Raw genomic sequence first — 13,370 nt, forward strand, 5'->3', positions numbered from 1 at the left:
GGGCGCGCATCTGACCATCATACGGGCGGTGCTGTTCCTGCCAAGGGGCCGATGCGGGGCTGGGCGTCACACCGCATGAGAATAACTTTGACGTGCCCACGCGTGGTACGCCCTTAACTCTGCTCGATCAGCGCGCGCGCCGCAGCTTTCCCTGCCGCAAGGATACGATCCGACAATTCCGTTCCCTCCACGGCACGGGCCAGCTGAAGCGTGCCAATGAGGGTCGCAAAGATAGCGAACGCAACGCCCTCCGGATCAGGAGTTTGCGGCGGCAGCTCTACCGACACCTGGTGCACCTGGGTCAGCAAACGCTCGGTATAAAGCTGACGCGTTTCGGGTGGCTCACGGGCGATTTCCGCCAGCAAGGCGGCAGAGGCGCAGCCCTTCCCGGGGTTATCCCGATGCGCCGCCGACAGATATGTGTCTATGGCCATTGCCAAGCCGCCGGAGGCCAATGCTTGCCGTATCTCGTCGGACTGATCCTCGAGAGCTGCAGCGACCGTTTCACGGACAAGCGCCGCCTTTGATTGAAAGTGGGGATAGAAAGCCCCGTTCGTCAGCCCGGCGTCGCCCATGATGGTTGCCAGTCCGGACGCCGCTATGCCGTTTTTCCGAAAGCGTTCCGCGGCGACCTCCAGGATCCGGCCGCGCGAGGCGTCCTTCCTGCCCTTTTCGTAGCGCATGGCTGCTATTCCTTTCTGCTATTGCATTATGATCATAATCTGATATTACGACTGTAATTTAACAGATGCAAAAAAGCTAGCCCCCATGAGTTTGGAGCACGAAATGAAAACGAATGCCGGAAAAACCGCTGTTGTGACCGGAGCCTCTTCGGGCATCGGCCGCGCCAGTGCCGAAGCCCTTGCGCGGGCCGGGTTCACCGTCTTCGGAACCAGCCGGCGCAAGGCCGGCAACGATCCGGACGGGGTGACCATGCTGATCTGCGACGTGACCGACAGTGAGGCCGTTGCCGCACTCGTTTCGACGGTGCTCTCGCAGACCGGCCGGATCGACCTCTTGGTCAATAATGCCGGGGTCGGCCAGCTTGGAGGCGCCGAGGAATTCTCGATTGCCCAGGTGCAGGCTCTGTTCGACGTCAATCTGTTCGGCGTCATCCGCATGACCAATGCGGTGCTGCCGTCGATGCGGCAGCGTGGCGAGGGGCACATCATCAATATCGGCTCTGTGCTGGGACTGGTGCCGGCGCCGTATTCAGCGCATTATTCGGCGGCCAAGCACGCGCTTGAGGGCTATTCGGAATCGCTCGACCACGAGGTTCGCGCCTTCAATATCCGCGTTTCGGTCATCGAGCCGGCATTCGTTCGTACTGTCTTCGACCAGAACGGGATCCAGCCGGATTCGCCGTTGCAGGAATACGATCAAGCCCGAGCTACGCTGGAAGCGCTGCTTCGCGACGTGATGCCTGTCGCCGACCGGCCGGAAGTGGTGGCGCAAGTGGTCGTCAAGGCAGCGACCGATGCCCGTCCGCAACGGCGCTACACCGCCGGCAAGGCTGCGCGCCAGGTCAGCCTGCTGCGTCGCTTTGCTCCCGCTGGGATATTCGACAAGAGCCTGCGGAAACAATTCCGCCTGCCCGTTTGAACGCAGCGAGCAGAGGATTTCACGCACATGCGACACACCAAAATCACTCTCAGAAAGTCACTGCCATGAAGGCATTCGTCGTCGACAAGTACAGCAAGAACGGCACTCTGCGGCTAGCCGAAATGCCGGAGCCGAAACTCGGGGACAGCGATGTCCTGGTCGAGGTCCACGCAGCGGCGGTGAACCTGCTCGATTCCAAGGTCAAAACCGGAGAGTTCAAGCTGATCCTGCCCTATCGCCGGCCCTTCATCCTGGGTCACGACGTGGCCGGGAGGGTTGTGCGCGTGGGATCGAAAGTCCGCAAATTCAAACTCGGCGACGACGTCTATGCGCGGCCGCGCGATGGCCGGATCGGGACGTTCGCCGAGTTCATAGCCATGGATGAAGCCGACGTGGCCCTGAAACCCGGGAACCTCAGCATGGAGGAGGCGGCCTCGATCCCGCTGGTCGGCCTGACCGCCTGGCAGGCGCTCGTCGAAAGGGCCAAGCTGAAGAAGGGACAGAAGGTCTTCATTCAAGCCGGTTCCGGCGGCGTGGGGACATTCGCCATCCAACTGGCAAAGCATCTCGGCGCGACCATTGCGACCACCGCCAGCGCGGCGAGTGCCGGTCTGGTCAAGGGGCTCGGCGCCGATATCGTCGTCGACTACAGGAAAGACGATTTCGAGAAAGTCCTTTCGGGCTACGACGTCGTCTTGAACAGCCAAGACGCCAAGACACTTGAAAAATCACTGAATGTGCTGAAACCGGGTGGCAAGCTCATCTCCATCTCCGGCCCACCGGATCCGGAATTTGCCAGGGAAAAGGGACTGAACGTGGTGCTGAGGCTGGTGCTTCGCCTGCTGAGCCGCGGTATTCGAGCGAAAGCCAAGCGCCGTGGCGTGACGTTCTCGTTCCTTTTCATGTGGGCGCAGGGCGAGCAGCTGAGCAAGATCGCATCGCTCATCGAATCCGGCGCGATCCGCCCGGTCGTCGACCGGATATTTCCCTTCGAGGCGACCAATGAGGCGCTGGCCTATGTCGAAACAGGACGCGCCAAGGGCAAGGTCGTCATCAAGGTCAGATAGCAACTCAGCCGCGATCGAGGTCAGCCGCGCCGGGCTGCGTCGATCGCCGCGACGTCGATCTTCGTCATCTCCATCATCGCATCAAAGGCGCGTTTGGCTTCCTCGCCGCCGGCCGCCATGGCCTCGGTCAGCGTGCGCGGCGTGATTTGCCAGGACACGCCCCATTTGTCCTTGCACCAGCCGCACACGCTCTCCTGGCCGCCATTGCCGACGATGGCATTCCAGTAGCGGTCGGTTTCCTGCTGATCGTCGGTGGCGATCTGGAACGAGAAGGCCTCGTTCTGCTTGAATGTGGAGCCGCCGTTCAATCCGATGCAGGGAATGCCGGCGACGGTAAATTCGACCGTCAACACGTCGCCTTTCTTGCCGGACGGAAAATCGCTCGGCGCACGGTGAACGGCGCCCACGCTGGTGTCGGGAAAGGTCTCTGCGTAGAAGCGCGCCGCAGCCTCGGCGTCCTTGTCGAACCAAAGGCAAATCGTGTTCTTCGGTATCTTTGGCATTGCATGTTCCTTTCGGCGTTGGAGTTGGCGGAGGTCAGCCCAGGAGATTGCGTGCCGTGCGCATGAAGATCCTCGACCCGATCGGGATCAGGTCGTCGGGAAAGTCATAGTCGGGATTGTGCAAGGCGGGGTGCCGCTCGCCCGCACCGAGGAAGAACATCGCCGACTTGGCACTATGGCCGAACAGGCCGAAATCTTCCGAGGCGCGCATCGGCAGGGCCTCTTCGCCGTGCGATACGCCCTCTTCATCGAGCGCGCGCCGCAGATGCTCCACCGCGTCCGGCGCGTTGACGCTGGCGACGAAGATCTCGTGATAGTCCCAGCGGGCGGTAAGGCGATGCTCGCCGGCGATCCTGGCGACCAGTGCTTCGGCAGCAGCGCAAAGGTTCGCCATGCGCTCGTCACGCCGGGTGCGCAGCGTTGCCCACACCTGCGCATGAGCAGGCGCGATGCCGAACACGGCCTCGCCCATCGCGGCATGGGTGACGGTCAGCATGGAGAAGTCGTCGTCGGCGAAGGTTCCGCGCCCGAGCGCCGGCAGCGCCGGCATCAGCTCACTGATCGCCAGCATCGGCGAGGTGCCGGTCTCCGGCATGGACGAATGGGCGGTCTTGCCCTCCAGCACGATGCGCATGCCGCGTGACGCACAGTTGACCACGCCGGGCTTGAGCCGCACCTCGCCGAACGGCACGCCAGGCAGGTTGTGCAACGAGAAAGCGAAATCCGGCGCGATCTCGCCGAAGCGGGGATCGGCAACGACGCCGGCTGCGCCATTGCCGGTTTCCTCCGCCGGCTGGAACATCAGCACGACGCGGCCGCTTGCAGGCCGCTCGCGCCCCAACTGCCGGCCGAGGGATGCCAGGATGGCGGTGTGTCCGTCATGGCCGCACATATGCGACTTGCCCGGCACGCGCGACGCATGCGGCACGCCTGAAAGTTCTTCGATAGGCAAGGCATCGAGTTCCGAACGGAACAGCACCGTCGGCCCTGCTTTGCCGCTGTCATATGTGACCGCGACGCCGTGCCCGCCGAGCTGTGTCAGCACCTTGTCCGGCCCCGTATCGGCGAGGAAGGCGACGACCTCCTTTGCCGTCTTCTCCTCTTCATTCGAGATTTCCGGATACTGGTGCAGCTGGCGCCGCCACGCCGTCAACTCGACGATGTCTCGGTTGGTCAGAGTCATGCTTTTTCAACCTCCGCTGCATTCTTCATCGACACGTCCAGGCACAGGGGTGCCGCAATGATGAATTGCTAGCGACAAAGGGCAGTTCCCGCCACAGTCCAAGTTTCAGGCTTCGGCAGGCCAGAAACGGCCGTTCTCCCGGCCATCCGCAGCCTATTGATTGATCTCGGGCTCGACGAGCTTTGCCAGATTTCTGAGCGATTCCTGCCAGCCGAGATAGCAGGCCTCGACCGGAATGACGTCCGGAATGCCGGCCTGGGTGATGTCGATTTCAGTGCCGACCGACACTTTTTTCAAGACCACGGTCACCCGTATCTCGCCGGGCAGGTTCGGATCGTCGAACCTGTCGGTGTAGAGCAGGCGCTCGCCCGGAACGAGTTCAAGGTATTCGCCGCCGAAGGCGTGGCTGTCGCCGGTGGTGAAATTGCGGAACGACATCTTGAACGTGCCTCCGACCTTTGCCTCGAAATTATGGACCGTGCAGGTGAAGCCGTTTGGCGGAAGCCACTTGGCCAGCGCGTCCGCTTCAACGAAGGCGCGATAGACCTTTTCAGGGCTGGTCGTCAGAACGCGGTGCAAACGTACGGTGCCGGGCATTGCTGGATCCTTTCATGAATGCCTGTTCGATACCCCAAGGACGGACGAAGCCTAGCCAGTCCGACATTGGTTTGCGAATTTTTTGACGGGAGGCGGCCTGCCTACGCCGCGGACATGCGTTCGACCCCGAGCTATCAACACGAAGCTCGGGCGAGGCGGCGGATGAACTGCACCGGCTTCGGAGCTGGCGCTCACCTGCTAAATCGAGCTCCTGAGCCATCTTGTTGTTCGGGCGTGTTTTTGTCGATTGCCGCGAACGGCCGCGCGTCCCCGTCAATGCTTCGAACGCCGCCAAATAGGGCAGCGCGTCTTTGCCGTCCATGTGCCGATCATTAGAATTTGCATCTGATCAGAGTTGATTTCCTATCAAGCCGTTAATGCGGCCATGCTGTTAATCAGCATTTGCTAATGAGTCTTTCGAACCTGAGGCAAGCAATGACCAAGAATCTCGGCAATGCACGTCATACGCCGGCGAAGGACCCGCAGGTCTCCCTTCTGGGCAAAGCCGCGCCGGCGCTGTTTCCGCTGGTCGTGGCGGCACTGGGTTACATGGTTGGCAAGCAGTTCTTCGGCATCTAGGCGCGAAGTTCCGTTCCCTCAAACGTCTCGGCGGACCGACCATTTCAGCGCGCGGGCCGCCGTTTGCGTTGCAGCGGCGTGTTGCCGGGCATCAACGTCAAACATGCACGTCGCCAAAGGACAGTTCGCCGTCGTTATCGGCCGTGAAAAAGACGATGGCAAGCAACCCGACATAGAATGCGGCCACGACAACCACGATCGCCACACCGGGAACGGGGCCAAGGGCGGCGCTGTCTACGGCTTCGCGAAGCGAACCGGCAAAGCCGGTCCTGACGCCCACGGTTTGAAGGCTGGGGGTGGATATCTTGAGCACCCAGGCCAGCAAGAGGATCAGGAACAGGTAGATGTAATTTCGCCGCAGCCGACGGGCCAGCGCGACGCGCTGCGACAGCAGGAACTTCGGCGCGCGTAGGCCTTCCCCGACGATGAGCAGCCAGTCCGAGGCAAAGTCGGGCTGTGGGGAAAAGATCTGCGCGAAATAGTGGCGCTCGAACTGGCGTACGCGCGCCCTATAGAAATCGAAGAACCGATATCGGCGGGCCTCGATCCATAGCAGCAGCAGGATCAGCAACATGGCGAACAGCAGAACGCCGTGATGCGCACTGGCCGTCGACAGCGATACCGAAAGCAGCGCCGCCACCACCGTGATTGCCCAGTTGGTTGTCCTGTCCAGCCGGTCGCGCCATCCCGCCATGCGAGCGATCTCGGCGCGGTGAAAATGCGACAGCGTGTTGACGCGCTCCGCCGATGAAAGGACGGGGCCAGCGGGCTGTGCCGACGCGTCGTTCATGGCATCCTCCGGCAAGGAACAGAACGGCCTGCCAGCGGCATTGTTCCCTGTCCTCGAGACCGCCGATCCAGCCGACCAGCCGCGCGTTGAGGCCGAGGCGGCTCCGGTCCAGCAGACATCAAGCCGGCGGTTGACCACTGTTTCGCGACATGCCGATCGAAGGGCACGACTGATGTGGACAGCACCGGTGACGCAGGCACCTGCATGCACCAATCACATTACATTACGAGGTCTTGACCCACCCGCGACGGAGTCCAAAATCCTCCGCACCAGTGCCGACGAGGCGCCGGCTTCACGGGCGCCGCGCGGGTCAGGGGCGGTGGCCCTCGGGCAGGCTCAGGTGCGCGAGCCCCCGCCACTGATCCAGGCGTTTCCAGCTGGACCGGAGCGCCAATGGCGCAGACGCGCATCGTCCGAGCATGGCAACCAGAGCATGCAAACGAACGATAGACAGGATCAAGAAAGGAGCAAATGCAATGACCATTCGTGATCTGATGCCATGGGGTCGCGATCCAAACCAGGTTCAGACCCTCTCAGGCGACCGCGATCAGGACCCATTCATGAGCCTGCATCGCGAGATGAACCGCCTTGTTGACGACATGTTCCGCGGTTCGGTTCACGTCTCCCATCCTTGGGCAGGCTCTCTTCAGCGGGCGGTGGCTGGCCTAGCGTGGAAATCTCGGAAACGGACAAGGAAATCCGCGTGACCGCCGAAATACCTGGCATGGAGGAAAAGGACATCGAGGTGTTGCTCGATGACGGCGTCCTGACGTTGCGCGGTGAAAAACACGCCGAAACCGACGACAAGGAACGTCAGTTCTCCGAGCGATTCTACGGCCGCTTCGAACGTCGCATTCCGATCGGCTTCGAAGTCGAAGAAGACAAGGTCGCTGCCGATTTCCGCAACGGCGTGCTGTTCGTCACCTTGCCGAAATCCGAGAAGGCACAGAACAAGATGAGGCGCATCCCCATCGGCGGCAAGAGCACCAAGCACTAGAATGATTGGAGCCGGGCGGGAGGGTCACCCGCCCGGCATCGGCCGAATTTTGCGCCGGTCACATGGACCCTTGAGAATCCCTCTGCCTTCGGCAACATGACGGCGACGGTAGAGGGTATGAAATGAACCAGCCGATTTCTGCCATATCGCCGCGCAAGTCCGTGCCGCGCAACACGCCGATGGCGCTGACCGAGGCGTTGGTCGCGCGCACTATGCGTGCTGTCGAGGATGCCGGGCCGACGCCGGGCATGGTTCACATGACCGACGCCGACTATGCGCGCATCCGCGACGAGGTGCTGGCCGGCGCTCCGGCCGGGCCGCTGAAACTATTTGCCTATGGCTCGCTGCTGTGGAAGCCCGCCGGCGAGGTGAGGGGCGGAGAACGCGCGGTGGCCAGCGGCTGGCATCGTTCGTTCTGCTTCACGGTGCAGCGTTTTCGCGGCACGGTCGAGCAGCCCGGCTTGATGATGGCGCTCGATCGCGGCGGCCAGTGCCAGGGCGTGGTGTTCGAGATCGCGGAACCGGTGGCGGCCAACCTCGAAGCGCTGCTGCGCCGCGAAATGACCATCCTGCCCGCCGTCAACGTGCCGCGCTGGCTGCAGGTCAGGACCGAAGGCGGCCCATGTCGCGCGCTTGGTTTCGTCGTCGATCCCGCCAATCCGCGTTATGCCGGCAAGCTCGACAAGCAGGCGATCGCGGCGACGCTGGTGACAGCCGTCGGTCATTGGGGCTCGGGCGCGCAATATCTATTCGAGACGATCCGCCACCTCGAAGCCTGCGGCATCCGCGACCGCAATCTGTGGCGGCTGCAGGAACTGGTGGCGGAAGAGATCGGGCTGACCGTCGCCCAGAAGTGATCCGCCCAGAAGTGATCCGCTCAGACGCGGCACGCTTCAGTCGTGTTTGGCTCCGGATGCTTGCAGGCCACAGCACCTTGCGAAGCAAATCTCTGATTTCGTAAGTCTCCGCAGTGAAGGTTTAATGAATTGAAAACAGTTCTGGGCCAACGATGACCTGAACACCGGCGCAGGACACGGTGCGCGTGGACCAATCATGAAATCCTCGACCGGAGAGCACTACCCAGCGCTGGATCATGTTCGTGGCCTGGCGGCCTTTCTTGTCTTTACCTGGCATTTCCTTCATGCTTCTCCTGAAGGCCCCGTGCCTTATGATTTCGTGCCGGCTCTTCCTATCTTCAGCGTTCTGGATGAAGGGCATACTGGCGTTTCCCTGTTCATGGCGCTTTCCGGCTACCTGTTCGCCAAGCTGCTCGATGGAAAGCAGATCAACTATCTGCCCTTCTTTGCCAACAGGGCCCTCAGGCTGCTTCCGCTTCTCCTGGTCGTGCTATGCATCGAGGCCTGCCGCAGGTACGTGGCCGGCCAGTCCCTCGACGGGTATTTCACGGGCGTCGGATTGGGGTTTCTTTTTCCCACCCTCCCGAATGGCGGCTGGTCGATAACGATCGAAGCGCACTTCTACCTGTTGCTGCCGTTCTTGCTGATGGTATCCAGGCGGTTTGTGTTCGCGCCCTTGCTGTTCATCGCGGCAGCCATTGTGCTGAGGTCCGTCCTGTATGTGCAGATCGGCGAAGTGCAGTCGGCGGCGTCCGCAACCATCATAGGCCATGCGGATCAGTTCCTGGCCGGCATTCTTGCCTTTCACCTGCGTGCCCACGCGAAGAACCAACACTGGCTGGCGCTGGCCGTTCTCATGGCTTTTTCGGGGTTCTTCTGGTGGTTCGATGCAGCCGGCGGATTTTACCAACTGGGCCGCTATCCGTCGCCTCATTGGATATGCATCATCCTGCCGACCCTGGAGGCGGCAGCCTATTCATTCGGCATCGCCTACTACGACACGAGCTTTTCGAGAAAGCGAACAAGCCCGCCGTTCAGGGTACTGGAGAAGGCTGGGGCCTACAGCTATTCGATCTATCTTCTGCACCTGTTCTTCGTCCTGCAATTGGCAGCGTTCATAGACACGAATGTCATGAGCATCAGCAATTTCTACGTCGCATGCCTCTGGTCCGCATTGTGCTTCGTGGCGACGATCCCGATCGGCTATCTCAGCTATACCTGCGTCGAGGCGCCATTCCTGCGCCTGCGTCTGCGCTATATGGACCAAAAGCCCGAAACCGCGGCATCGACCGCGGCTGAGCTTGGATCGGTCATCGCCGATACACCGACCTCGTTCAGCCGTCCCTGAGCCATACCAGCATCTCGCCGGGCTCGCGGTTGTTCCAGGCGAAATAGGGAATGGCGGTCAGTCGCGTCTCGGCGGTGGCCGGCGGCTCGGGCCTGTAGAGCCCGTCCTGCCAGCCGTCGGAGACATCGGCAAGTGCCGCGGTCGACAGCGTCACCACGCCGCCGAGAAGTTCCGGCCGGTGCTGCGCTTCGATGGTGGCCGTCCGCGGCAGCGTCAGGCGATGCGGCTGGCTGTCATTGTCTGATGCCTCGACGCAATAGATCAGCGGGCCGCGTGACAGCGCGACGCGGCCAGCATCCTGGCGCACCTGCGGGTTGGCATAAAGCCGCTCGATCGGCATTTCGAGATCGAGCCGGACATTGTCGCCCTTTTTCCATGTCCGCTTGATCGCGGCGTAGCCGTCGCTGGTGATATCCGCCAGCCTGATGGCTTCGCCGTTTATCTTCAACCCGGCACTGGGGCTCCAGGCGGGAATGCGCAGGTGCAAAGTGAACTCGACCGGCGCCCGCGGTTCGAGCATGATGTCGACGGCGCCGTCCCAGGGATAGCTGCTGACCTGCGTCAGGCTCACCGGGACGCCCGATATATCGAAGCGCGCGGTCGAGTCGCCATAGAGGTGGACGGCCAGCGCATCGTCGGCCAGGCTGTAGAAATAGCTGCCGATCGAGGCGACCATGCGCCCGATATTGGGCGGGCAGCACGGGCAGCGGTGCCACTTCCACCTGTTGTGCTTGCCCCGGCTTTCCAATGGATTCTCGTAGAAAAACAGCGAGCCGTCGAGCGACAGGCCCGAGATCGAACCGTTGTAGAGGGCGCGTTCCATCATGTCGGCGTAGCGCGCGTTCGGCCCCATGCCGAGCATGCGGCTGGCCCAGAACACCAGGCCGACCGCCGCACAGGTCTCGGCATAGGCGCTTTCGTTGGGCAGGTCGTAGTCGCTGGTGAAGCCCTCATTGTGCGCCGACGGCCCCAGTCCGCCAGTGATGTAGAGACTCTTGGTGGTGAGATCGTCCCACAGAAGGTCGAGTGCTGCTCGCAGCGTATCATCGCCATATTCGGTCGCGATATCGGCCATGCCGGAATAGAGGTACATCGCCCTGACAGCATGGCCGACGACCTTGTTCTGTTCTCGCACCGGGATATGCGACTGGCTGTATTCATAGGTTTTGAAATGATAGGCCTTCGGGTCGGCGCCGCGGGCGCGGGCCTCCTCGTCGAAATAATGCGGCTGCTGACCGCGCTGGTCGATGAAGTATCTGGCCAACTCCATATATTTCCGCTCGCCGGTCACCCGTGCCAGCTTGACCAGCGCCAGCTCGATCTCCTCGTGGCCGCAATAGCCCTTCTTCTTGCCGGGCTCCGGGCCGAGTACCGACGCGATGTGGTCGGCATAGCGGCACATGATATCGAGCAGCTTGCGTTTTCCCGTCGCCTGGTAGTAGGCGACCGCGCCCTCGATCAGATGGCCGGCGCAATAGAGCTCGTGGCAGTCGCGCAGATTGGTCCAGCGCTTGCCGGGCTGGATGCGTTGGTACCAGCTGGAGAGATAGCCGTCCTCCTGCTGCAGCCTGCCATACATGTCGATGACGGCGTCGATCTTCTTCTCCAGTTCGGGATTCTTGCGCCGGTACAGCGAATAGGCCGCGGTCTCGATCGTCTTGCCGAGATCGGAATCCCAGAACATCTGCGTGGTCACCGTCGATCCGGTGAATTCCGCGCCTTGGCGGTCGGCTTCGTCGGGAGAGGGCGAGTGGAAGGGGATGACTATGCCGGGCGAGGGACGGTCCGGATCGATCTGCTCCAGCATGCGGGCCTCCACGCAGCGCTCGTAAAGGATATCGGCGGTGCGGGCGGCGACAGCGTCGGCGCGATCGCCCCAGAAGCCGTGCACGTCGACCTGCGGCACCGGCAGCGGGCGGAAGGCGAGCTTCGGTTTCCCGGTTTTTGCGGATGGCGATGCGGTCATGAATTTACTCCATTCTATTTGACGGCCCCGGCCATCAGGCCGCGGATGTAGAAGCGCTGCAGCGCCAGGAACAGGATGAGGCACGGCACCATCATCACGGTGACGCCCGCCTGCACCGCGCCCCAGTCGATGGCGCCGAAGCGGCCCGACTGCAGTGCGGTCATCATCACTGGCAGCGTGAATTTGGATTGGTCGGTCATCAGCACGAGGGCGGCGAGGAATTCGTTCCAGGCGCCGAGGAAGGCAAACAGGGCGATGGTCACGACGCCCGGCCAGACCAGCGGCAGCATCACCTTCCAAAGCATGGTGAGATTGCCGGCGCCGTCCATGCGGGCGGCTTCCTCGATCTCGCGCGGCACCGCGTCGAAGGCGTTGCGCATCATGAAGATCGAAAACGGCAGTTGCAGCGTCACATAAACGCCGACCAGGCCGGTCAGCGTGTTGTGCAGGCCAAGCTTGGTCAGCACCAGGAAGATCGGCGTCAGGATCGACTGGAACGGGATCATGATCGTCGACAGGATGAGGATGAAGAACAGGTCCTTGAACGGAAACCGGAACCGCGAAAAGCCGTAGCCGGCCAGCACGCTGACGGCGACCGACAGCACGACGGTCATCACCGAGACGTAGATGCTGTTTTGCGCCGAGACCCACAGCCCGTCGCCGAAGCTGTTGAGCGTGGCGTAGTTCTCCAGCGAGAAGCCTGATGTCGGCCAGGGCGGCAGCGGCGGCAGGCGCGCTTCGGCCGCCGGCTTGAACGCCGACAGCACCGCCCACACGATCGGCGCGGCAAACAGCACCGAGGCGACGATGCCGGTCGAATGCTCGCCGATGCGGCTCAAGAGCCGGCGGTTGCGGGAAGCGGCCTGCGCCATCAGTCGAGCCCCTCCGGCTTGCGCAGCAGCCACAGCTGGACGAGGCTGAGCGCCACCAGGATCACCAGCAGCACCATCGACAAAGCCGCGCCGTAGCCGAGCTTGAACGACACGAAGGACTGGTTGAAGATCCAGTAGACCGCCGTCAGCGTCTGGTTGCGTGGGCCGCCGCGCAGGATGATGTAGAACTGGTCGAAGGCGAGGATCGAGCCGGCGACCGACAGGATCAGGGCCAGCGCCAGCGTGCGGCGCATCAGCGGCAAAGTGATCGCCCTGAACCTGGCGAACGGACCGGCGCCGTCGATGACGGCCGCCTCCTGCAGATCCTGCGGGATCGATTGCAGGCCGGCCATCAGGATGATCATGGTGAAGCCGGCGACCTTCCAGACGACCATGGCGATGATCGACCAGAAGGCCGGCTGGAAGGTGGCCAAGAGGTTGAACTTCCTGTCGATCAGGCCAAGGTCGTAGGCGGCCGGGCTGAACAGGCCGGAATCGACGTTCAACAGCCATGACCAGAGCAGGCTGGCCGAGGCAAAGCCGACAACCGCCGGCATGAAGAACATCGTCCGGTAAAGATTGGTCAGCGGCCGCGGCCGCTCGACGAACAGCGCCAGCGGAAACGCCACCACGAAGATCGCGATGGTGACGATCACGGTGTAGTAGGCGGTGAAGCGCAGCGCGTTCCAGAACCGGGTGTCGCGCAGGATGGCGACATAGTTGCCGAGGCCGATAAAGCTGTGCTCGCCCATCAGGGGCCAGTTGTGCAGCGACATCCACGCCGTCATGCCGAGCGGGATCAGGAAAAAGACGACGACCAGCGCGACAGCCGGCGCGACATAGAGCAGGCCGATCCATTGGTGGCGGCTGGCGACCTTGCGGGCGCGGGGCGGGGCAGGGGTTGCTGCGGTGATGACGGTCATGGCTGCGCGCTCGGTGCTATTGGGACATTGGCAAAGAACCCTCTCACCCGGATTGCCAACCGAATTGAAGAGAGCAATTCGGGGCA

13 protein-coding genes and 1 pseudogene are annotated in these 13,370 nt (G+C 62.3%); 6 read left to right on the forward strand and 8 right to left on the reverse strand.

What is annotated here, in order from left to right:
- Nucleotides 1-113: 113 nt before the first annotated feature.
- A complete protein-coding gene (locus P3C39_RS01940; protein WP_013530512.1) occupies nucleotides 114-683 on the reverse strand; it encodes a TetR/AcrR family transcriptional regulator in 570 nt (189 codons plus the stop codon).
- 103 nt (nucleotides 684-786) lie between these two features.
- On the opposite strand from P3C39_RS01940, the gene P3C39_RS01945 reads away from it, so the two are divergent.
- Nucleotides 787-1,602: an oxidoreductase gene (locus tag P3C39_RS01945; protein WP_275952545.1), complete on the forward strand. Its 816-nt coding sequence runs from the start codon at nucleotides 787-789 to the stop codon at nucleotides 1,600-1,602.
- A gap of 65 nt (nucleotides 1,603-1,667) precedes the next feature.
- Nucleotides 1,668-2,669, forward strand: a complete 1,002-nt coding sequence (locus P3C39_RS01950) for an NADP-dependent oxidoreductase (RefSeq protein ID WP_024503923.1) — start codon at nucleotides 1,668-1,670, stop codon at nucleotides 2,667-2,669.
- A 20-nt stretch (nucleotides 2,670-2,689) separates the two neighbouring features.
- Here the strand turns inward: P3C39_RS01950 and P3C39_RS01955 are convergent, their stop codons facing one another.
- The 3 genes from P3C39_RS01955 to P3C39_RS01965 all read right to left on the reverse strand — a co-directional run bounded on the left by P3C39_RS01955 (nucleotide 2,690) and on the right by P3C39_RS01965 (nucleotide 4,952).
- Nucleotides 2,690-3,163: a VOC family protein gene (locus P3C39_RS01955; protein WP_027160885.1), complete on the reverse strand. Its 474-nt coding sequence runs from the start codon at nucleotides 3,161-3,163 to the stop codon at nucleotides 2,690-2,692.
- Nucleotides 3,164-3,206: 43 nt separating this feature from the next.
- Entirely contained in the window at nucleotides 3,207-4,355 is a 1,149-nt protein-coding gene (locus P3C39_RS01960; protein WP_013530516.1) for an amidohydrolase, read from the reverse strand.
- A gap of 153 nt (nucleotides 4,356-4,508) precedes the next feature.
- Nucleotides 4,509-4,952, reverse strand: a complete 444-nt coding sequence (locus P3C39_RS01965; protein ID WP_013530517.1) for an SRPBCC family protein — start codon at nucleotides 4,950-4,952, stop codon at nucleotides 4,509-4,511.
- A 435-nt stretch (nucleotides 4,953-5,387) separates the two neighbouring features.
- On the opposite strand from P3C39_RS01965, the gene P3C39_RS01970 reads away from it, so the two are divergent.
- Nucleotides 5,388-5,531, forward strand: a complete 144-nt coding sequence (locus tag P3C39_RS01970) for a hypothetical protein (protein WP_013530518.1) — start codon at nucleotides 5,388-5,390, stop codon at nucleotides 5,529-5,531.
- 97 nt (nucleotides 5,532-5,628) lie between these two features.
- Here P3C39_RS01970 and P3C39_RS01975 read toward each other — a convergent pair whose 3' ends face one another.
- Nucleotides 5,629-6,321: a DUF2270 domain-containing protein gene (locus tag P3C39_RS01975; RefSeq protein ID WP_013530519.1), complete on the reverse strand. Its 693-nt coding sequence runs from the start codon at nucleotides 6,319-6,321 to the stop codon at nucleotides 5,629-5,631.
- Nucleotides 6,322-6,797: 476 nt separating this feature from the next.
- On the opposite strand from P3C39_RS01975, the pseudogene P3C39_RS01980 reads away from it, so the two are divergent.
- The 3 genes and pseudogenes from P3C39_RS01980 to P3C39_RS01990 all read left to right on the forward strand — a co-directional run bounded on the left by P3C39_RS01980 (nucleotide 6,798) and on the right by P3C39_RS01990 (nucleotide 9,523).
- A pseudogene (locus P3C39_RS01980) lies at nucleotides 6,798-7,318 on the forward strand (Hsp20/alpha crystallin family protein).
- Between the two features lie 122 nt (nucleotides 7,319-7,440).
- Nucleotides 7,441-8,175, forward strand: a complete 735-nt coding sequence (locus P3C39_RS01985; RefSeq protein ID WP_063172682.1) for a gamma-glutamylcyclotransferase — start codon at nucleotides 7,441-7,443, stop codon at nucleotides 8,173-8,175.
- A 196-nt stretch (nucleotides 8,176-8,371) separates the two neighbouring features.
- Complete coding sequence (locus tag P3C39_RS01990; RefSeq protein WP_275952546.1) at nucleotides 8,372-9,523, forward strand: acyltransferase; 1,152 nt, start codon at nucleotides 8,372-8,374, stop codon at nucleotides 9,521-9,523.
- On the opposite strand, the gene P3C39_RS01995 is transcribed toward P3C39_RS01990, so the two are convergent.
- From P3C39_RS01995 to P3C39_RS02005, 3 genes are read right to left on the reverse strand one after another with little or no spacing between them, the layout of a single operon-like run.
- Complete coding sequence (locus P3C39_RS01995) at nucleotides 9,510-11,489, reverse strand: glycoside hydrolase family 127 protein (protein ID WP_275952547.1); 1,980 nt, start codon at nucleotides 11,487-11,489, stop codon at nucleotides 9,510-9,512. The two genes, P3C39_RS01990 and P3C39_RS01995, sit on opposite strands and share 14 nt — an antisense overlap.
- Before the next feature lie 14 nt (nucleotides 11,490-11,503).
- On the reverse strand, nucleotides 11,504-12,361 hold the full coding sequence (locus tag P3C39_RS02000; protein ID WP_013530524.1) for a carbohydrate ABC transporter permease: 858 nt from the start codon (nucleotides 12,359-12,361) through the stop codon (nucleotides 11,504-11,506).
- Nucleotides 12,361-13,284 carry a sugar ABC transporter permease gene (locus P3C39_RS02005; protein WP_024503911.1) on the reverse strand — a complete coding sequence of 308 codons (924 nt, stop codon included), beginning with the start codon at nucleotides 13,282-13,284 and terminating at the stop codon, nucleotides 12,361-12,363. The genes P3C39_RS02000 and P3C39_RS02005 overlap by 1 nt, the downstream gene beginning before the upstream one ends.
- Nucleotides 13,285-13,370 lie beyond the last annotated feature (86 nt).

This window comes from Mesorhizobium sp. XAP4, from assembly GCF_029269325.1.
GTDB classification, from domain to species: domain Bacteria; phylum Pseudomonadota; class Alphaproteobacteria; order Rhizobiales; family Rhizobiaceae; genus Mesorhizobium; species Mesorhizobium ciceri.